Genomic DNA, 19,672 nt, shown 5'->3' with positions numbered 1-19,672 from the left:
GCGACTACCTGATCGCGCGCGCCACCTCCTGCAACTGCGTGAAGGCGCGGTAACGCGCCTCGTGCAGCGCTGCGATCTCGCCCGTGGCCGGTGCGTAGACCTTGCTGACCTGCGACATCGCGGCCATCGCCTCGCGCGCGTTTTCGTATAAGCCGCCTGCCACGGCGCCCAGCATCGCTGCGCCCAGCAATACGGGCTCGTCCGCGTGGGTGGCGAGCACCGGCTTACCCGTTGCGTCCGCAAGCAATTGGCGCACGAGGTCAAGCCTCCCCGCGCCGCCGCTGATCACGACCTGCTCGATCGGCGCGCCCGCCTGGGCCTGCACCTCGATAATCTGCCGCAGCCCATAGCCGATGCTGCAAATGCCCGCGACATAGAGCGCGACCAGGCTCTCCATGTCCGTCTCCATGCCGAGTCCCGCGATGACCGCCCGCGCGTGCGGATCGGCAAACGGCGCGCGGTTGCCGAGAAATTCCGGCACGACGTGCAGACCCTGATCGTGCGCGAGGCGCACCGCGCCGGAGAGGCCGTCCGAAGCCTGGGCCGCCAGAGCGGCGAGCATCGTCGGCAGCGACTGGCCCTCGCTCGCCGCGCGGCTCGCGGCTTCCGTGCCAAGCGGATGCAGCGTGAGGAGGCGCTCGATCGCCGCGCCCGCCACCGACTGCCCACCCTCGTTGAGCCAGGCCTCGGGCACCATCGCCGAGTAGTACGGGCCCCACACACCCGGCACGAACACGGGGTCGCGCGTGGTCGTCATCGTGCATGACGAGGTGCCGAACACGTACGCGAGGCACGCCTCGGGCTGCCCTTGCGCGCCCACCGTGCCGATGCCGCCCGCGTGCGCGTCGATCACGCCGGTCGCCACCGGCGTGCCCGCGCGCAGGTCGAGCTGCGCGGCGGCCTGCGGCGTGAGCCCGTTGCCAAGCGGCGTGCCCGGCTCGACGATCGTCTGACCGATGCGCGCGAAGCCTTCGTCGGCGAGTACGCCCAGGCCCACGGTGCGGAAGTAGCTCTCGTCCCAGCGCTGCTCGTGGGCGAGATAGGTCCACTTGCAGGTGACGGTACAGGTGGAGCGCGCCAGGTCGCCCGTGGCGCGCCACGTGAGGAAGTCGGTCAGGTCGAAGAACTGCCAGGCCGCGGCAAACACCTTCGGCCGGTTTTCGAGCAGCCACAGCAGCTTGGGCGTTTCCATCTCGGGCGAGATCTTGCCGCCCACGAAGCGCAGCACGTCGTGGCCCGTGGCGTTGATGCGCTCGGCCTGCTCCACGGCACGATGATCCATCCATACGATGATGTCGCGCTCCGCCACTTCAGACGGCCCGACGGGCAGCGGCTCGCCGCCCTCGCCCAGCACGACGAGCGAACAGGTGGCGTCGAAGCCGATGCCCGCGATGCTCTCCGGCGAGATCGCGGCCTGCGCCAGCGCTTCCTTCACGGCGTGGCACACGGCGTTCCAGATCTGCGTGCTCGATTGCTCGACAATCGCGCCGCTCTCATGAAACACGGTGATGTCGTGTTTTGCCGACGCCACCATGCGTCCGGTGGAATCGAAAATACCGGCGCGGGCGCTGCCCGTGCCCACATCGACGCCGACGGTATGGCGCGCGCCGCCAGCCTGCTGATTTGAAGTCATGGCTCGTTGACTGTGGATTTACAGATCGACACTGTTAGGCAGGATCACGAGGTCGCGTATGGTGACATTGCGCGGCCGCGTAAGCATGAATACCACGGAATCGGCCACTTCCTTCGGCTGCATGAGACTGCCCTGGGCCAGTGCTTCGTCCATCTTCGCCTTGGGCCAGTCGTCCAGCAACGCCGTGACCACGGGGCCCGGCAGCACCGCACCCACGCGCACACCGTGCTTCGCGACCTGGCGGCGCACGGTATGCGCGAAGGCCTGCACCGCGAACTTCGAAGCCGTATAAATGGGCTCCCACACCACCGGCACGACGCCCGCCACCGAGCTCGTGAAAATGATATCGCCCGACTTCTGCGCGATCATGTGCGGCAGCACCGCATGCACGGAGCGAAACGCGGCGTTGATGTTCAGGTTGAGCATGCGGTCCCACTCGTCGGGATTGCCGTTCGCCACCTCGCCGCCGATATAGGCGCCCGCATTGGCGTGAAAGATGTCGAGCCCGCCCGCGAGATCGAGAATTCTGGGCAACATGCCCGCATAGTCCGCGGGGTTGAGCAGATCCATCGCGAGCGGTAGCGCATTGGGGCCGAGTTCCGCGCAACATTTCGCGAGCCGGTCCTGCGCACGGTCGATCAGCACGACTTTCGCGCCTTCCTCCACGAACGCGCGCGCACACGCGAAGCCGATGCCGGACGCCGCGCCCGTAATGGCGGCGACCTTTCCCTTGATCGATTCAGACATGGGTGACTTTCTCCTTGAGTCGAGTTCCAGCGCCCTAAGTGTGGCCTTAAGCGCGGCCATGCGAAACGCGCGACTGGCGGGCGAGCGAATCGACGATCACCGCAATGGCCAGCACGGCGCCGGTAATCATGAAGCGCAGCGACGACGACAGGTTCAGCAGCGTGAGGCCGCTCGCAATCGACTGGATCACGATAATGCCAAGCACTGCCGACCATGCGCTGCCGCGCCCGCCGAACAGGCTCGTGCCGCCGATCACGGCTGCCGCGATGGCGTTGAGGTTCACGTCGCCTGTGCCGGCCTGCTGGCTCGCCGAGGCGAGGCGCGCCGCAGTCAGCACGCCGCCAATGGCGGCGAGGCTCGCGCACAGCACGAAAGCGCTCGTATAGATCGCGCCGACCTTGATGCCCGCGCGCCTGGCGGCCTCATGGTTGCCGCCCACGGCATGCATCGAGCGGCCCCAGCGCGTGCGCGTGAGCGCGTATTGCATGACGACCGCGAGCCCGAGAAAGAGGCCGAACATCAGCGGCACGCCGCGCCCGCGGTTCAGATAGGCCACGACGATTTCGAGGAACACGGTCAGCGCCACCGCACGTACGAGCAGGCTTGCCATCGACGGTGCGGAAAGCCTGGCCGCATGGCGGCGCGTGCGCGTGCGCATGCCGAGCAGCAGGAGCACGACACCGGGCAGCAACGCGATCCCATGCGAGACGATCGGCGGGATGACCATCAGCTGTCCGAAATTCACCATCGTCGAGCCGTAGGGCAAATTGATCGAACCCGTCGAACCGAGCACGTAGAGCTGCATGCCGAGAATGGCGAGCAGGCCCGCGAGCGTGGAAACGAAACTGGGCATGCCGATCCAGTTCAGCAGCAGCGCATACAGCGCGCCGATCACCGCGCCCACCGCAATGGCGGCGACGATGGCGAGCAGCACCGGCCAGCCGTCGTTGACCCACAGCGTGCCGACGAGCGCCGAAGCGAAGCCGCTCATCGAACCGACCGAGAGATCGATCTGCCCGAGCATCAACACGCAGACGATGCCCAGCGAAATCACGCCGACCGTCGAGCAGTCGAACAGCATGTTCACGAGGTTGTCGGCGGAGAGAAACACCGGGTTCAGGCTCGTGAACACCGTCCAGATGATGACGAGCCCTGCGATGACCGGCAGCGACCCCAGGTCGCCCGAACGCACGCGATCGACGAAGGCCGAAACGCTTTCGCCGATGCCGCTCGCATGCTTCACGCGCACGTCGCTGCGGTCGAGCAAGGTGGCGGGCTTGGAGGCGTCGTTGCTTTCAGGCTGCGGAGCGCCATGGATAGTCTTGCTCATGATCGTTCCTTTCATTGGACGTCCTGTTGCGCCTGGCGGCGGCCGGCGCGGCGCGACACCGCGTTTTCCGTTGCGCCGGTGATCGCCGCCACGAGTTCGGCATTGGACGAGTCGGGATAGAAGATCCCGTTGTTGCGGCCCAGACGCAGCACGACAATGCGGTCCGCCACCGCGCGCACGTCTTCCATGTTGTGGCTGATCATGATGACCGCGTGCCCGCGGTCGCGCACGCGCTCGATCAGGTTCAGCACCTCGGCCGTCTGCGCCACGCCGAGTGCGGCGGTGGGCTCGTCGAGCATGATGAGCTTCGGGTCGAGCAGCAGCGAGCGTGCGATCGCCACCGTCTGGCGCTGGCCGCCCGAGAGCGAGGCGACCACGTCGCGCACGCTCGGAATGCGCGCCGAAAGCTCGTTGAGCAGCGTCCAGGCCTTCACTTCCATCGTGACCTCGTCGAGCCGGTACGGGCTCAACTCGCGGCCAAGGAAGATGTTCGCCACGACGTCGAGGTTCTCGCACAGCGCGAGGTCCTGGAACACCGTCGCGATGCCCAGATCGAGCGCCGTGCCCGGATCGGACAGATTCACCGGCTGGCCGCGGAACGTGATCGTCCCGGCGCTCGGCTGGTGCACGCCCGCAAGAATCTTCACGAGCGTCGATTTGCCCGCGCCGTTGTCGCCAACGAGGGCGACCACCTCGCCCGCATGCACGTCGAGTTCGATATCCGTGAGCGCCGACACCGCGCCGAAGTGCTTCGAGATGCCGCGCAGGCTCAGCACCAGCTCGCCGGGCGCGCTGCGTGTCGTCGCGTGGTCCGTAGCGCGGTTCGTCAATTCGTCAGTCATGAAATGGGTACCTCTTCGTTACGCTCGGGGCCCGGCGCGTGCCGGGCCCGACCACCGCTATCAGCCGCCAATGCCGAGCTTCTTGCAGCCGTCGGCGTAACGGCCCGTGCACAGGTCCTTCGCGTTCGCGAAGCCCTTGTCCACCACTTCGGCCTTGATGTTCTGCTGCGTGATGACGGCCGGCTTGAAGAGTTGCGAGGGCGTCTTGAAGAGCGTCGTCTCGCCCTTCACGGGCTTGCCGTCGAGGAAGCCCACGGCCACCTTCGCCGCCGCGCCCGCCACGATCTCGCTCGGCTTGAGGATCGTGTTGTACTGGTCGCCCGCGATGATGAGCTGCAGGCCCGCAGTCGTCGCGTCGTTGCCCGTCACCGGCGGAACCGGGTTCACGCCCGCCGCCTTGAAGGCCGCGATGGTGCCGCCGGCCGTGCCGTCGTTGGCGGCCACGACGCCGACGATCTGCGGCCCGAAGCGCGTGATCTGCCCGCTCACCCACTGCTGCGCCTTCGGCGGCGCCCACTCGGGCGTGTCGAACTCGGAGAGCGTCTTGTAGCCGCTGCCCTGCAACCCTTCGTGAATGCCCTTCTTGATGAGCCCGGCGGCGGCGTCGGTCGGCGAGCCGTTCACTTCGAGCACGCCGCCCTTGCTCCCGGCAACGCCCGACGCCTTCAGGTGCTCGACGAGCGATTGCGCGATGGACTTGCCGATTTCCTCGTTGTCGAACGAGACGTAGTAGTCGGCGGGCGTGGAAGGCACGGGCCGGTCATACGCAATGACCTTGATGCCCTGGCTCTGCGCCATATGCACGAGCGAAGCCGCCGCCGTGGAATCCACCGGGTCGAGCACGATGACCTTCGCGCCCTGCGCGATCACCGAGTTGAACTGTTGCTGCTGCTGCGAAGCATCGGCGTTCGCATTCTGGTAGAGCACCTTGCAGTCGGGGCAGAGCTTGCTCATTTCGGCCTTGAAGCCGGGGAAGTCGTGCTGCTCGTAGCGCGTAGAGGCCTGGTCGGGCATCAGGAACGCGACCGTGCCGCTCGGCGCGGCATGCGCCGACGTGATGCCCGCGAGGGCGAGGCTGAGTGCGGCGGCGCCGATCAGTTGGGTGTGAACTCGGGTCATTGCGTGTCTCCGCTTTTTGGTTGAATGCCTGGTGGTTGCCGGTGCTGCCGTGATGCCTTGTGAAAGTGCGAGTTCTGCCTTCGCAACACCCGCTACGAGCACTGCGTTTGATTCCATTCGGGAACGATCCGCTAGCCGATCGCCGGCACGCCGTACACGGCTTCGCTCTTGCTGGCCGCGCTCGCGGCATTGAGCCGTTGATACGACCGCCAGCGCGAAGGCGACATTTCCTTGAGCAGCAGGAACTGGCGGTTGAAATTCGAGAGGTTGTTGAAGCCCACCTGATAGCAGATGTCCGTGATATTCAGTTCACCTGACATCAGCAGCTGGCACGCCAGATTGATGCGCAGCTGGTTCACGTAGCGCACGAACGACACGCCCGTATGACGGCGGAAGTAGCGCGAGAACGCGCTCACGCTCTGCCCGGCCAGTTCCGCCAGCTCCGTTTCGCGCAGTTCCTGCGAGAGATTCTTGCCGATGAAGGCCAGCACATGGTTGATCCGCGTGCCCGCATAGCGGGCGGGATCGGCGCGGTACGCCTCGCTCGCGAGCGCCGCAGGTTCGTCGCTTTGCACGAGCAGGTCGAGCAAGTCGATAAAGAGCGTGACTCGGCGCATGCCTTGCGCGCCCAGCATCTCGCGCAGGATCGGCTCGGCCGCCGCGCCAGTTTCCGGCGTGAACAGCAGCCCCCAGCGCGACGCGTCGAGCAGCGGCTCCACACGCCGGAATTCGGGAAACGCCTCGATCGCGCGCGCGATGAAATCCGCATCGAACTGCAGAACGAGGCAGCGCTCGTCCACCGGTTCGTCGTGCGGCACACTGCTCACCCAGTTGTGCGGCAGGTTCGGGCCGATCATCACGAGATTGCCGGGCGCGAAGCTGCCAATGAAATCGCCCACGAAATACTTGCCCGTGGTCGCGGTGATGAGGTGGATTTCGTACTCGGGATGGAAGTGCCAGCGCACCGTCCGATAGGGATAGCCGTGCGACCAGACCTTGAACGACTCGTCGCGCGGTACGGCGACCAGTTCGAGGTCAGGCTGGGAATGTGTGGCGCGTGGCGCACCTGCGCGCGCCGTGGCTGCCCCAAGGGTTTGCATCTCGACTCCTCCTGCACGGATCTTTTCTTGTTCTGCGACGGCTGCTCGCGCCTACGCTGCACCTGGCTCAACGGCCGCGCCGCCATGACTGAAAAGTACCAGGCGCGGCACGGATCCACCACTGAAAATCAGACCGCAGACTGATACTTTCTTGCATTCGGGTTAGTCCTGGGCGCATTCCTGCGTGCCAGAAGTCAACTTTTGTGCATAGCAACAGTTTTCGTGAGCGAGCCCCGAGACACCTGGAGCGCAGGGAAAACGGCAAATGTTGCCGACGACCGCACAGCCACGCAGCCCAATAACGGTCAAAGCGGCCAAAGCCGGCCACCAACACGGCCAGCCGCGATGCGTATGCAGGGAAAGTCCCGATGCGAAAGCGTTCTATGACGTCGGAACCGGAAATTGACGGAAGCAACTTGATCGCTCGAGCGCGATGGCATGTTCGTTGCGCGGGCAACAGGTGCCAGGGAAAGCCCAACGGTAACGGCATGAAGGGCCTGGATGGCCCTTCATGTTTCGTTGCCGCGACTAACGTTTGAAAATGACCTTCGTCGTGGCAGGATCGATCGGCGACGAAGAATGCTGGTGGAAGATCTTCCACCCCTCGCCCGTTTGTTTGAGCGTTGCGGTAATACGATTGTCCATCGAGCGTAATTCCTCGCCGTCCACCGTCACCGCTTTGTACGTCACAAAGGCGTGCAGCACAGCAAGGTCCTGTGACATGGCAGTCTGCGCTTCGCTGAATTCGACCACCACGCGCTCGGCGCCCAGCGATCCGAACCAGCCCTCCACCATGTTGCGCCAGGACGCAATGCCCTCGTACGTCCAGGCGCCCCACATGTCGAAAGCCAATATGTCCGGGGCGTATAGCGCGACGAATGCATCGACGTCTTTCGCATATACCGCGGCTTGATAGTCGTGCAAGACCTGCAGGATCGGATCGGCGGCTTTGTCCACTGTGTTGTCTCCCGAATCAGGTTGCGTTGGCGGATGAACGGCTGCTTATTAAAGCAACGTCTCTCGGCCCCTGTCCAGTGAAATTGCCCCGAAATGCCTTTCAGGTGAACGAAGGTTTAGCGGGCGCTCCTTCGAAACAATGCGTCGCTCGCGGCACGATCGCTATGCGCGGCAACCTTGCGCTGCGCACGCAGCAACAGATAGAAAGCGGCGCCGTGCGTAATCGCCAATAGCGGCACATAGATCACGGGAATCACGTACGTCGCCCCCAGTTCTCCCGCATGCACGGGAACGCCGGCCTGGATAGCGTGGTAGTAGGCGAGAACCAGGTCCACCGCGCCCACGAGATTGAACGCCACGACGAAGAACCAGAAAACCGGACGTTTTCTTGCTGTGAGCAGCGCCAGCATGGCCAGCACGCCGGTGGCGAGGTCGCCATAGGCCGTAGGCACGGCGAAACTTGCGGGCAAGTCGGGACTCACGACGCCCGGCAGCACGAAGACCAGCCCGAAGAAGCGGAAGCTATGCAGCGTGGCGATGGCGCGTTGCGCGTCGAAGGGGTCCATCGCCTTGAGCCTGGGCCAGATGTACACGGTGAAACAAAGAAGCCACGCGACATACCCGAGAACGAGATGCAAACGGAAGATCGATTCCGGCGACATGTTGCCTCCTGCAAGGTGTTTTCCAACGTGTGGATGGAATGAATAGCGTTCACCCGGCGCGACGCCGGAACAACTGGCGCAGCGACAACGCGTGCAGCAAGATCGAACTGGGCACGACGAACGCGGGCGTCAGCACATAGGGATAGGTGCCTGCGTTGAGGCTCGGCATCTCCGGAGCAATCAACTGGAATCGGCCTGGCGCCGTGATCATCCCCAACGTCACCGCGACGGCGAAATCGGCGAGCCCGAAAACGTTCCAGGCGATGGCGGCCTTGCGCCCCTGCGCCGTGCCGCTCGCCACTGCAATGGCCGCGGGAACGGCGAACAGGCCGGTCAGCAAATCGCCCGTTCCCGCGGGCAACGCGTCGACGCCGGCCATCGCGCCGTGCAGCCACGCCGCGATCGCCCAGCTGCCGAACACGCGGTAGAACTGCAGCGCGATGAGCCAGGCGGCGGGCATCGCGTCGAGCACAAGCCCCACCCGCCGCGACAGCAGCAATAGCGGCGCGCCAGCGATCACCGGAAGGAAGATCGCCAACGGCAGCCACGGCAACGGCGGCGGTGAGGCACTCAGCCGAAATACGCCGTGGATCGCCGCGCTCCAGACGACTGCAAACCAAAGCGCATGCGTACCGAGCATCGCCAGCCAGGTCGCGCGGCGCTGACGAAGCGTCAGGTCCGTACGTTCGAGTCCGAGCCACAAGCCGACCGCCATGAACAGTTGCGCGACAAGCTGGTGCGCGGTGGTTTGAAAGCCGCTACCGGGGATCACGGGCAACCAGTAAATCACCGCAATCCACAGGAGCGTGAACGGTGCGATCCAGCGCAGGCTGCGCCAGGCCGGGCGCGGTGGAGTCATGCCAACGGGAACGGCGGGTGTACTCATCAACGGTTCTCCAGATGAAGAGGGAGCTTCACGTTAGGTGTACCATCGTTTCCCGCGAGCGACTATTCATCACAATGTTGATGCGCCATGAAGCAGAACTTCACAGTCAGGCAGGGTGCGCTCGATGGCGTGGAGGCGTTCCTGAGCGTTGCCCGGCATCGCAGCTTTCGCAAGGCGGCGGCCGACCTCGGGGTGACGCCTTCGGCCATCAGCCAGGCGGTGCGCGTACTCGAAGAACGCATTGGCGCGGCGCTTTTCGTGCGCACCACCCGCAGCGTCGGCCTGACGGAGGCCGGTGAACGGTTTCTTTCGCGCGCCAAGCCCGCCTTCGAAGAACTGGTCGCCGCAAGCGAAGTGGCGCGCGAACTCGGCCAGCGCCCCACGGGTTTATTGCGGCTTTCCGTGCCGCGCGCGGTCGTCCCGCTGCTGCTGGAACCCCTGCTCGCTTCGTTCTGCCAGGCTTATCCCGAGGTCGAGGTGGAAATCGCCGTGAGCAAGGAAGTGGTGGATCTCGCGGCGGAGGGCTTCGACGCCGGCATCCGGCTAGGCCAGCTCGTTGCCGCCGACATGGTGGCCGTGCCGCTCACACCGCCGTTTCGCCTCGTTGTGGTCGGCAGCCCTGCCTATTTTTCCGGAAGAAAAAAGCCTCGCCACACGGACGATCTGCGTCAGCACGCCTGCTTGCGCTGGCGCCGCTCCACCGGCGCGCTGGCCTCATGGTCATTCGACGACAACGGCCACTCCCTGGAGATCGCTGTCTCCGGACCGCTGATCGCGAGCGATTTTCCGACCATGATGGGCGCGGCGCTGGAAGGCATAGGCCTCGCCCAGCTACCCGAGCCGATGGTTTCCGATGCAGTGAAAGCGGGAAAACTCGTGCGCGTGCTCGACGCGTATGCACCCATGCTGCCCGGCGTGTTCCTCTGCTATCCCAGCCGCAGGCAGATCATGCCGAAGCTGCGCGCATTCATCGACCATGTGAAGAGCCGCAAGGCGGGCGCGGGTCAGACCAAGGGCCGTTGAACCCGCCCGCGGCGCTTCAACATCAAGCCATGTTCTCCCAGGCGCCCGACCGGGCCGAGCGGAACACCGCGTCGATCACGCGCATGTTCGCGCGCGCGTCTTCCAGTGGAATGGCCTGGGGCGTTCCACTCAAAATCGCCTCGGCGAAAACCGCCGCTGCCACGCCGTATTGATCGCACACCGGAAGCTCCAGCCAGCGATCCGCCTCCCCTTGCTTGCTCACCAGCAGACGCGTGGGACGGTCATTCGGCGCATTGAACGGAATCTCGACTTCTATTCGCCCCGTAGTGCCATGAAACTGCATGCGCTGGTACGGATAAACCTGGGTGGAGTAAAAGAAACTCGCTTGCACGCCGTCGAAATCCATCAGCACGGAGCCAAGGCGGTCCACCTCGAACGACGGGTCGCGCTCCATGAGCGCGACCACGCGTTTGGGCTCACGCCCGAGAATGAGGCGCGACGTCGTGATGGGATAACAACCGATATCCAGCAAGCCGCCGCCGCCCAGTTCGCTCTGGTTGCGAATGTCATGTGCGTTGGTGTTGTAGTAAGTAAAGCCGCCGGTCACCGCGCGTAATTCGCCAATTGCGCCTTCTTCGATCAACGCGCGCACCTTGAGCCACTGCGGATGCGTGCGCACCATGAAGGCTTCCTGGATATACCGGCCGCTCTTGTCGCGTGCGGCGATCAAACGTTCGGCTTGCTGCGCATCGAGTCCGATCGGCTTTTCGCATAACACGTGTTTGCCCGCCTCGACCGCCTTGATCGTCCACTCCACATGAAGGTGATTGGGCAACGGGATATACACCGCATCGATTTCAGGATCTGCCAGCAGCGCCTCGTAACTGTCGTATGCATGCGCGAGACCGTATTTCGCGGCGGCGGCCTGAGCCTTCTGAATTGAACGCGAAGCAATCGCTTTTACACGGCACTTCGGCGCGTGGTGGATGGGCACGACAACCTTGTCGTTGATCTTCGACGTACCCATGATGCCCCAGACGATTTCATCCTTTGCCATGACGTTCCCTTTGAATTTGATTGTGTGATGCCTGCAATGGACTGAATACAACTCACTATCAAGAAAACCGCAAACCCGAACTGCAGCGTGCTCGACTGCGTGAGTTTACACCCGCGATAACCCTCTCCATTGCGCCCGCAATCGGCGCGCGTAACAACTGACTACAACTGACGGCAAGTTGAAAGCGCAACGTCACGAGAGATTCGCCTTGCACCTCCACATTGCTCGGGCTGTGCACAGGTCCCTCGCAGTTCCCCACAACGCAATAGAAAAACGAGGTGAAATATGGAGAATACGACCCGGTGGTCGCGCTTAGGCGCAGTCGTTGGAGCGGGCGCCGTGGCGCTCGCAGGCATGCAAGCAACGGCTTATGCAGGCGACATGAAGGACGTGAAGCACGTCCTCCTCATCAGTTTCGACGGCCTGCACGAACAGGACGTGGCGCGTTGCATCGGCAGCAATGCCTGCCCCAACCTCGCGCTGCTCGCGAAGTCGGGCGTGACGTACACGAATGCGCACACGCCGCATCTGTCCGACTCGTTCCCGGGTCTCACGGCGCTGGTGACGGGCGGCTCGCCGAAGAGCGCGGGCCTCTTCTATGACGTGTCATATGACCGTACGCTCTACGCCCCGCTCGACTCGCAATGCAAGGGCGCGCAAGGCTGGAATGTCGTGTTCGACGAAACGACCGGCATCGACGGGGAAAACGGCGGCGCGCTGGTCCACCTCGACGGCGGCGGCGCGTTCAATCCGCAAGCCATTCCGTACGCGAAGGTCAACGGTGTTTGCACGCCCGTGTACCCGCACAACTACATCAAGACGAACACGGTCTTCGAAGTCATCAAGCAGAATATCCACGGCTCGCGCACCGCGTGGGCCGACAAGCATGCATGGGGCTACGACTGGGTGAACGGCCCTTCAGGCAAGGGCGTGGACGATCTGGCGCGCACCGAGATCAATTCGATCGACCCGAAGACGGGCACGAATTATCTGGACACCTACACACATACCGAAGTCTTCGACAACCTCCACGTGCAGGCGCTGATCAACGAAATCGACGGCCTCGATTCGACGGGCAAGACGAGCGCGCCGGTGCCCACGATGTTCGGCACGAACTTCCAGACGCTCAGCGTCGCGCAGAAGTCGACCGTCGCAAACCATGGCGGGTATCTCGACGCCGACTTCACGCCGGGCCCGCAGGTCGCGGCCGCCATCACGTATCTGGACAACTCGCTTGGCCGCGTCGTGCAGGAGTTGAAGCAGCGCAACCTCTACGCCACTACGCTCATCATCGTGACGGCCAAGCACGGCCAGTCGCCGACCGATCACTCGAAGCTCGTGAAGAACGGCGACACGCTCACGAAGCTGCTCGAGGCCAACAACTATCTGGACTCGACCGGCAACTTCGGCCAGAACAATACGAAGTCGGGCAACCTGAACGACGGCACGGGCCTTTCGGGCACCGGCATGGTGCAGACCGACGACGTGGGCCTGATCTGGCTGCGCGATCAGAGCCAGAAGGACGCCGTGGTGAAGACGCTGCAGGCCAACCTGAGCTGTAACGCGCCGGGCATTTGCGCCGACGGCCCGCAAGCGTACATCCTCACGGGCGACCGCCTTGCCGACTGGTTCGGCAATCCGTCGAACGGCCGCACGCCGGACATCATCGTGCAGCCGAATCCGGGCGTGATCTACACGTCGAGCACGGCGAAGGATGAGGAGCACGGCGGCAACGCGCCCGACGACAGCCATCTGGGTCTCGTGGTGTCGTTCCCCGGCATTCATCACGCCGGACGCACGGACGACCACTACGTCTTCACGACCCAGGTCGCGCCGACGATCCTGAGCGCGCTCGACGTGGACCCGCATCTGCTGCACGCGGTTCAACTCGAGGGAACGCACCGCCTGCCGGGGCTGGGGCTTGACGAGAAGTAAGAAGAAGCAGTAAGGAGCGGCTGACTGCGGCGGTCATCGGGGCTTCGATGGCTGCCGCGTCAGCGGCCCGCTCAAACCGTTTGCAGCCCTTCGATATCGCAGATGCGGATCAGCTTGCCTTGCGCGTCGATGAGGCCACGCTTCTGGAAGCGCGACAAGATCCGGCTCACGGTTTCGAGCGTGATGCCGAGGTAGCTGCCCATGTCTTCGCGCGACATGCGCAGGCGGAACTCCGCCTGCGAATACCCGCGCTGCCAGTTGCGCGACGACACGTCGAGCAGGAAAGCGGCCACGCGTTCTTCGGCGGTGAGCGAACCCAGCACCATCATCTGCGAAGCTTCCTGATTGAACTGGTCGCCCATGAGCCGATGCAGCCGGTCCTGCATCGTGCCGCTTTCGCGGCACAAGGTCTTGAGCGCGGCGTAAGGAAGCGTGCAAATCGAACTGTCTTCGAGCGCGACCGCGCTGAAGGCATGCACGTCGGTGGCGATGCCGTCCAGACCCAGCGCGTCGCCCGCGAGACGCAGCCCCGTGATCTGCTCGCGACCGTCGCGGTTGACAATGAGCGTTTTGAGGGAGCCGGAACGCACGGCGTACAGGCTGTCGAAGCGATCGCCCGAGCGATAGAGCGCCTCGCCGCGGCGCACCTTGCGCGCCCCGCAGATCAGGGCCTCTAGCCTCGGCAGGTCTTCGGCCGGCAGGCCTTGCGGCATGCAAAGATGGCGCATGGCGCACCCCGAGCAGCGCGCACTGGGCTGCGTTCCAGCTTGAGGAGCACGACTGCTTTGGCGCACGACGATAGCGGATCCTGCGACGGGTGACAGCATCGAACCACTCCTTCTTTAACATTTTTTAAGAGTTCGACGCATTGTCACACCATGCATGTGCGTCAATGTGGTGGCAAAATGCCGCGCACCAGAACCGCGGGCCTTTGAGCCTTGTCAGGCAACGGTTTCACGCGATATTGAGCAAGCGCAAGCGACCGAAAAGCAACACCTGCGCAAGCCCGAATCACGTCCGGAAAATCGACACCGCCTGCGAAAGCCGGTGGGCTTGCCCCGAGAGCGAATCGGCGGCGGCAGCGGCTTCTTCCACGAGCGCGGCGTTCTGCTGCGTCACCTCGTCCATCTGCGTCACGGCGCGGCTGATCTGCTCGATGCCAAGGCGCTGCTCGGACGAGGCCTCGGAAATGCCCGCGATGATCCCGGTGACGTTCTCCACCGAGCGCACGATGCTGTCCATCGTCGCGCCAGCCGCGCGCACGCGCTCCGCCCCTTCGCGAACCTGCCCGACCGATGCGTCGATCAACACCTTGATTTCGCGCGCCGCGCTCGCGCTGCGCTGCGCGAGCGATCGTACTTCGGAGGCGACCACGGCGAAGCCGCGTCCCTCCTCGCCGGCGCGCGCCGCTTCCACGGCGGCGTTGAGCGCGAGAATGTTCGTCTGGAACGCAATGCCCTCGATCACGCCCGTGATCTCGACCATCTTCTCCGAAGAGGTCTGAATGGCCGACATCGTATTCACCACCGCCGCCACCGCTGCGCCACCATCGGCCGCCGCCGTGCTGGCCGTGGAAACGAGCTGCCTAGCCTGGTTGGCGTTGGCCTCGTTGTTCTGCACCGTCGAGGTGAGCTGTTCCATGCTGGCCGCGGTTTGCTGCAGCGAGGCAGCCTGCTCTTCGGTGCGCGAAGAGAGGTCCGTATTGCCCGCGGCAATCTCGCCCGCGCCCGTGGTCACGGACTCCGCGCCCGCGCGGATCTCGCTGATCATCGTGACGAGGCTCGTTTGCATGCGCGCAATCGACGCCAGCAGGCTGCGTTCGTCGCCGGGCCGCAACGCGACGTTGCCGGTCAGATCACCCGTGGCGATACGGTGCGTGACGGCCACCGCGTAGTGCGGCTCGCCCCCGAGCGTGCCCACGAGATTGCGGATGATCTGCCACGACAGCACGCCGATACCCGCCACGGCCGCGATGATGAGCGCAAGCAACACACGCCCGGTGCGCCAGAACGTGGCGTCGATATCGTCGAGAAAGAAGCCTGTGCCGATCCACCAGCCCCACGGCGCAAACTCGACGATGCCGTTCATCTTCGCCGTGAGCTGGCCCGTGGTGGGATGTTTGGCCATCGTCATCATGACGGGAATGTGCTCGCGCGCGAGCATTTCGCGGTAGAGATCCGTGTCGGGGCGGCCGTCCGGCGCCTTGCCCACGTTGACCTTGCCGATCGAAGCCAGATTGCGGTGAACCAGCGTGGTGCCGTCGGGCAGACGCGCCCAGAAGTAGCTTCGGTCTGAATAGTTGAGCTGGTTGAGCGCTTGCCGCGTGGCCGCCTGCGCCTCTTCGCGGGTCAGTTTCCCGGCGACTTCCTGGTCGTGATAGAAGGTGGCGAGATGCTCCGCCATTTGCAGCAGATTCGTGATCTTGCCGCGCGTTTCGTCGAGCATTTCCCGCTTGAGGCTGACGAGCCCATAGCCGCCAATGGCGATCAAACCGATCAGCGCCGTGATGACCAGAAGAAGGAGTCGTGTGGAAATTCGCATGAAACGTTCGTACGCCTTATCAGTTTTATGTGCTGCGCGCGTCGTCGCTCGCGGCCAGCCCTGTCCCCGGGGCTAACCTGAACGTGCCTTGACGTGTCGCCGATGCTCGCTGGCGCGATGCGAGCGCCAGCCTGTCTCTCCTCCCACCGATAACGGCGCATTGCGCCCCGTCTTGAGGGATGGAGCGCAATTTTTGTGTGACAAGCTTGCGCTGTCAAGCCTTGTTGCCTGACAAATTTCGCGAATCCAACAATTTGCTTTCACTTGACGCCGACGGGCTTGCACATCGTGCAGTTTTCAGGCAAACACAATGCCCGCCGAGCTTTGCGGCACGCCCTCGCTTGCGTGGCACTCAAAGGGCCACAAGAAAATTCACATGTATTCAGCGGATTTCCTCTACGGGAATACGCGATGCTCACTTGTGAACACAACGGGCTCCGCCTGTGTTCGCACCGTGCACCGACGATGCGAATGAAGGCGCGGCTAACGAAGCGGACGACTACGGTGGAGGCAGCATGCAAGACAACGGCGCACCCGCGCTCAAGGTCGAGGAAGCGCTGATCACCGAGGCGCTGGTGAACCGCCCGAACCGCCTGCCCGATTTCCAGGGCGAGAGCCGCGCACTGGCTGCGCTCGCGCAGGAAATGGCGAGCAATCCATCAGGTGTACTGCAGATGCTTGCGGGACTCGCCCTCGCGCTTTGCCGCGCCGGGTCGGCTGGCGTGAGCGTGCCCGAGCGCGACGGCGCCACGGCGCGGTTTCGCTGGCGCGCGCTGGCCGGCGAGCTGGCTGCGGACATGGACCGGATGCTCCCCGGCGACGACTGCCCCTGCGGCGTGACGCAGGGGCGCAACACCATGCTCCTGTTCGACCAGCCCGCGCGCTGCTTTGCCTCCTACCGCGCGATCGATCCGCCCATACGCGAAGCGCTGCACGTGCCGTGGCGCGTCAACGGCGCGGTGGTCGGCACGGTCTGGGCCGTGACACACAGTCAGGACAGACATTTCGACGCCGAGGACGCGCGCCTTCTGCAAAGCCTCGCCTCCTGCGCGAGTGCCGCGCACCAGTTGACCTGCGCGCTGACCGACGCGCAGGACGCGGGCCACAATCTCGCGCAGCAGGTCGCCGAACGTACGCGCACGCTGCAGAACATCAACACGAAGCTCCACCACGAAGCCGCACAGCGCAAGCAGGTCGAAGACGCGCTGCGCGAGAGCGAAACACGCCTGCAGGCCGCCATTTCCATCGAAACGGTGGGGGTGCTGTTCTTCGACCTCGACGGCACCATGGCCGACGCCAACGGCGCATTCGAGCAGATGAGCGGCTACAGCCGCGAGGACCTGCGCGCCGCGACGCACTGGGACCGGCTCGTGCCGCTCGAATTTCTCGGTGTGACGACGCGTGCGATCACCGACCTCGCCACCAAGGGACGCACACAGCCCTACGAGCGGCAGTTGATCCGCAAGGACGGCACGCGCTGGTGGGGCCTTTTCGCGCCCACCCGGCTTTCGGGCACGGGCATGGCCTCGAAGTGCGCCGAATTCGCGCTGGACATTACGGAACGCAAGCGCGTGGAAACCGAATGCGTGGACAGCGAGGAGCGCTTTCGCGCATTGGTGGAAGGCTTTGCGCAGGCCGTTTGGGAAGCCGATGCGCACGGCCAGGCCGCTTCGGTTTCGCCGGGCTGGTCGGACTATACCGGCCAGTCCGGCAAAGAATGGCTCGGCGAAGGCTGGGCGAACGCCGTACATCCCGACGACCGCGCCTACGCGCTGCGTCAATGGAAGGACGCGATTGCGGCGCGACGCGTGGTGAACGCCGAATTCCGCCTGCACGTCGCCACGGGCGGCTGGAGATGGACGAACGTGCGCGCCGCGCCCATCTGGAATGCGGACGGCACCGTGCGCAAGTGGGTGGGGATGAATATCGACGTGGACGATCGCCGCGTCGCCCAGGAAGCGCTGCGGGAAAGCGAGGCGCGCTTTCGCGCGCTAGCGGATGCGTCACCCGCGTTGATCTGGCAAATCGACCCGCAAGGCAACACGGTTTATGTGAACCAGCGCTATCTCGTGGCGATCGGCCTCACGCCTCTCCAGTTGCTTGAAACCGGCTGGCACACCACCATCCATCCGCGCGACCTGCCCGGCTTCCTGACGCGTGTACAGACCGCGCAGCATGATCATCGCGCGTTCCAGAGCCGCTTGCGCGTGAAGCTCAAGGACGCTGGCTGGCACTGGTTCGAAACCTGCTGTGCACCATGGTTTTCCGCGAGCGGCGAGTTTCGCGGTCACGTCTGTGTCTCCATCGACGTGACCGAAGCGGTGAACGCCGAAGACGCGCTCAAGGAAGCCGACCGCCGCAAGGACGAATTCCTCGCGACGCTCGCGCACGAGCTGCGCAATCCGCTCGCGCCCATTGCCAATGCGCTGCATCTTGTCCGGGGCAACCGGTTTCCGGCGGAGTCCGCCCCGGTACTCGACATGCTCGATCGACAGGTGCATCACATGGTGCGGCTGATCGACGATCTGATGGAAGTATCGCGCATCACGCGCGGCAAGATCGGCCTCGTGAAGGCGCCGGTCGCGCTCGCGGAAATCATCGACAACGCCATTGAAACAAGCCGTCCCGCCATCGATCAGGCACGCCACGCACTGAGCGTCACGCTGCCCGACACGCCGCTCGTTCTCGACGCCGATCGCGTGCGTCTCACGCAGGTCTTCGCGAACATGCTCAACAACGCGGCGCGCTACACGGACACGGGCGGCCAGATCCGGCTCTTTGCTGCGCGCGAAGGCGACAACGCAGTCGTCAAGCTAAGCGATACGGGCATTGGCATGTCTGCTGGACAGATTGATCAGGTATTCGAAATGTTTGCGCAGGGCAGCCGCCCGGCCGAGCGCAACCAGGGCGGGCTGGGCATTGGTCTCACCATGGTGCGGCATCTGGTGCGCATGCACGGCGGCACGGTCGAGGCTGCGAGCGCGGGCCCCGGCAAAGGCAGCACTTTCACAGTGCGCCTGCCGCTCTCGCAGCAAACGAGCGCCGAGGCACGAGAGGCCCCCGCAGCCGCGGCGCGCGCCGCGAAGCCGCTCGCGGGCAAGCGCATTCTCGTGGTCGACGACAATCGCGACGCCGCCGATTCGCTCGCCATGGTGATTTCGGGCGAAGGCGCGCAGGTGCGCGTGGTGTACGACGGCGCCGCTGCACTTGGCGCGCTGGAGCAGTCGGTGCCGCATGCAATCGTGCTCGACATCGGCATGCCTGGCATGGACGGCTATGAAATCGCGCGGCAGATTCGTCAAAGCCCGCGCTATGCGGGCCTGCAGATCATCGCGCTAACGGGTTGGGGCCAGCACGCCGACCGGCTGCGCTCGCGCATGAGCGGCATCGACTCGCATCTCACGAAGCCTGTCGATTTCCGCACGCTGATCGAGCTGCTGGTGGCGCGCTGAAGACCGCCGAGGTCCTCTCCTGAATGTTTCCGGCTGTTCCGTAGCTGACGAGAGAGACCGTCTGATTCAACGATGGGCATAACCTTCAGTGCCATCCAATTCAACATCGTGCAACCGTCGACATGACGCAAGGTCAGTCGTCAGGACGCGTGTTACGTATACCGGCCTTGTGCCACACGGACGACGGACATGCCATGCCCATCCCTTTCCCACGATGGAACACCCTCGAGGTACCACTGGAGAACGGGTGGCAATGCACGCTCGTACCGGGTGGCCAGTACCGCGACGCAGTCTGGAGTCAACAAGCGAGCGGGATCAAGCCCTACCCGCTCAGAAAGCCGCGATGGGGATGGCCCGACGGCAGGGACGGAACCCTCTCTTCCCGACAGTCTTCGACGCGTACGCCCCGGGTCTGGCGCGACGACGC

15 protein-coding genes are annotated in these 19,672 nt (G+C 64.4%); 3 read left to right on the top strand and 12 right to left on the bottom strand.

From position 1 onward, the window contains the following. Positions 1–4: 4 nt before the first annotated feature. From U5A65_RS33520 to U5A65_RS33480, 9 genes are all read right to left on the bottom strand, one after another. Positions 5–1,633 (bottom strand): FGGY-family carbohydrate kinase, encoded by a 1,629-nt coding sequence (locus tag U5A65_RS33520; RefSeq protein ID WP_321948985.1) that lies wholly within the window; start codon positions 1,631–1,633, stop codon positions 5–7. An 18-nt stretch (positions 1,634–1,651) separates the two neighbouring features. Further along, positions 1,652–2,380 carry an SDR family oxidoreductase gene (locus tag U5A65_RS33515; protein WP_321913640.1) on the bottom strand — a complete coding sequence of 243 codons (729 nt, stop codon included), beginning with the start codon at positions 2,378–2,380 and terminating at the stop codon, positions 1,652–1,654. A gap of 46 nt (positions 2,381–2,426) precedes the next feature. Beyond that, the gene (locus tag U5A65_RS33510) at positions 2,427–3,710 is read right to left on the bottom strand and encodes an ABC transporter permease subunit (RefSeq protein ID WP_321948984.1); all 1,284 of its coding nucleotides are present in this window, start codon (positions 3,708–3,710) and stop codon (positions 2,427–2,429) included. Positions 3,711–3,721: 11 nt separating this feature from the next. Then, the gene (locus U5A65_RS33505) at positions 3,722–4,552 is read right to left on the bottom strand and encodes an ATP-binding cassette domain-containing protein (protein WP_321913642.1); all 831 of its coding nucleotides are present in this window, start codon (positions 4,550–4,552) and stop codon (positions 3,722–3,724) included. Positions 4,553–4,612: 60 nt separating this feature from the next. Continuing rightward, positions 4,613–5,671 (bottom strand): sugar ABC transporter substrate-binding protein, encoded by a 1,059-nt coding sequence (locus U5A65_RS33500; protein ID WP_321913643.1) that lies wholly within the window; start codon positions 5,669–5,671, stop codon positions 4,613–4,615. A gap of 131 nt (positions 5,672–5,802) precedes the next feature. Beyond that, positions 5,803–6,771: an AraC family transcriptional regulator gene (locus U5A65_RS33495; RefSeq protein WP_321948983.1), complete on the bottom strand. Its 969-nt coding sequence runs from the start codon at positions 6,769–6,771 to the stop codon at positions 5,803–5,805. Positions 6,772–7,299: 528 nt separating this feature from the next. Further along, positions 7,300–7,728 (bottom strand): YybH family protein, encoded by a 429-nt coding sequence (locus U5A65_RS33490; protein WP_321948982.1) that lies wholly within the window; start codon positions 7,726–7,728, stop codon positions 7,300–7,302. Between the two features lie 116 nt (positions 7,729–7,844). Further along, positions 7,845–8,390 carry a hypothetical protein gene (locus U5A65_RS33485; RefSeq protein WP_321948981.1) on the bottom strand — a complete coding sequence of 182 codons (546 nt, stop codon included), beginning with the start codon at positions 8,388–8,390 and terminating at the stop codon, positions 7,845–7,847. A gap of 49 nt (positions 8,391–8,439) precedes the next feature. Further along, on the bottom strand, positions 8,440–9,276 hold the full coding sequence (locus tag U5A65_RS33480) for an MFS transporter (protein WP_321937981.1): 837 nt from the start codon (positions 9,274–9,276) through the stop codon (positions 8,440–8,442). An 87-nt stretch (positions 9,277–9,363) separates the two neighbouring features. On the opposite strand from U5A65_RS33480, the gene U5A65_RS33475 reads away from it, so the two are divergent. Continuing rightward, positions 9,364–10,299, top strand: coding sequence for a LysR family transcriptional regulator (locus tag U5A65_RS33475; RefSeq protein WP_321948980.1), 936 nt, complete (start codon positions 9,364–9,366; stop codon positions 10,297–10,299). Positions 10,300–10,321: 22 nt separating this feature from the next. Here U5A65_RS33475 and U5A65_RS33470 read toward each other — a convergent pair whose 3' ends face one another. Next, positions 10,322–11,317 carry a Gfo/Idh/MocA family oxidoreductase gene (locus U5A65_RS33470; protein WP_321913649.1) on the bottom strand — a complete coding sequence of 332 codons (996 nt, stop codon included), beginning with the start codon at positions 11,315–11,317 and terminating at the stop codon, positions 10,322–10,324. Between the two features lie 285 nt (positions 11,318–11,602). Between U5A65_RS33470 and U5A65_RS33465 the strand changes: the two genes are divergently transcribed. Next, on the top strand, positions 11,603–13,252 hold the full coding sequence (locus tag U5A65_RS33465; protein WP_321948979.1) for an alkaline phosphatase family protein: 1,650 nt from the start codon (positions 11,603–11,605) through the stop codon (positions 13,250–13,252). A gap of 71 nt (positions 13,253–13,323) precedes the next feature. Here the strand turns inward: U5A65_RS33465 and U5A65_RS33460 are convergent, their stop codons facing one another. Together U5A65_RS33460 and U5A65_RS33455 are read right to left on the bottom strand one after the other, a co-directional pair. Continuing rightward, positions 13,324–14,079 (bottom strand): helix-turn-helix domain-containing protein, encoded by a 756-nt coding sequence (locus tag U5A65_RS33460; protein ID WP_415766074.1) that lies wholly within the window; start codon positions 14,077–14,079, stop codon positions 13,324–13,326. A gap of 184 nt (positions 14,080–14,263) precedes the next feature. After that, positions 14,264–15,793, bottom strand: a complete 1,530-nt coding sequence (locus U5A65_RS33455) for a methyl-accepting chemotaxis protein (RefSeq protein WP_321913652.1) — start codon at positions 15,791–15,793, stop codon at positions 14,264–14,266. 515 nt (positions 15,794–16,308) lie between these two features. Here U5A65_RS33455 and U5A65_RS33450 point away from each other — a divergent pair. Continuing rightward, complete coding sequence (locus tag U5A65_RS33450) at positions 16,309–19,245, top strand: PAS domain S-box protein (RefSeq protein ID WP_321948978.1); 2,937 nt, start codon at positions 16,309–16,311, stop codon at positions 19,243–19,245. The last annotated feature ends 427 nt before the right edge of the window (positions 19,246–19,672 follow it).

The organism is Paraburkholderia sp. J10-1, from assembly GCF_905220165.1.
Taxonomy (GTDB): Bacteria; Pseudomonadota; Gammaproteobacteria; order Burkholderiales; family Burkholderiaceae; genus Paraburkholderia.
This window is presented reverse-complemented; position numbering and strand designations above follow the sequence as displayed.

What these genes read in the sequence shown, in the direction of transcription:
- U5A65_RS33470 (WP_321913649.1), bottom strand. Translation starts at nt 11,317, where the DNA reads ATGGCAAAGGATGAAATCGTCTGGGGCATCATGGGTACGTCGAAGATC.
- U5A65_RS33485 (WP_321948981.1), bottom strand. Translation starts at nt 8,390, where the DNA reads ATGTCGCCGGAATCGATCTTCCGTTTGCATCTCGTTCTCGGGTATGTC.
- U5A65_RS33480 (WP_321937981.1), bottom strand. Translation starts at nt 9,276, where the DNA reads ATGAGTACACCCGCCGTTCCCGTTGGCATGACTCCACCGCGCCCGGCC.
- U5A65_RS33475 (WP_321948980.1), top strand. Translation starts at nt 9,364, where the DNA reads ATGAAGCAGAACTTCACAGTCAGGCAGGGTGCGCTCGATGGCGTGGAG.
- U5A65_RS33510 (WP_321948984.1), bottom strand. Translation starts at nt 3,710, where the DNA reads ATGAGCAAGACTATCCATGGCGCTCCGCAGCCTGAAAGCAACGACGCC.
- U5A65_RS33515 (WP_321913640.1), bottom strand. Translation starts at nt 2,380, where the DNA reads ATGTCTGAATCGATCAAGGGAAAGGTCGCCGCCATTACGGGCGCGGCG.
- U5A65_RS33520 (WP_321948985.1), bottom strand. Translation starts at nt 1,633, where the DNA reads ATGACTTCAAATCAGCAGGCTGGCGGCGCGCGCCATACCGTCGGCGTC.
- U5A65_RS33495 (WP_321948983.1), bottom strand. Translation starts at nt 6,771, where the DNA reads ATGCAAACCCTTGGGGCAGCCACGGCGCGCGCAGGTGCGCCACGCGCC.
- U5A65_RS33460 (WP_415766074.1), bottom strand. Translation starts at nt 14,079, where the DNA reads ATGCTGTCACCCGTCGCAGGATCCGCTATCGTCGTGCGCCAAAGCAGT.
- U5A65_RS33465 (WP_321948979.1), top strand. Translation starts at nt 11,603, where the DNA reads ATGGAGAATACGACCCGGTGGTCGCGCTTAGGCGCAGTCGTTGGAGCG.
- U5A65_RS33505 (WP_321913642.1), bottom strand. Translation starts at nt 4,552, where the DNA reads ATGACTGACGAATTGACGAACCGCGCTACGGACCACGCGACGACACGC.
- U5A65_RS33450 (WP_321948978.1), top strand. Translation starts at nt 16,309, where the DNA reads ATGCAAGACAACGGCGCACCCGCGCTCAAGGTCGAGGAAGCGCTGATC.
- U5A65_RS33500 (WP_321913643.1), bottom strand. Translation starts at nt 5,671, where the DNA reads ATGACCCGAGTTCACACCCAACTGATCGGCGCCGCCGCACTCAGCCTC.
- U5A65_RS33455 (WP_321913652.1), bottom strand. Translation starts at nt 15,793, where the DNA reads ATGCGAATTTCCACACGACTCCTTCTTCTGGTCATCACGGCGCTGATC.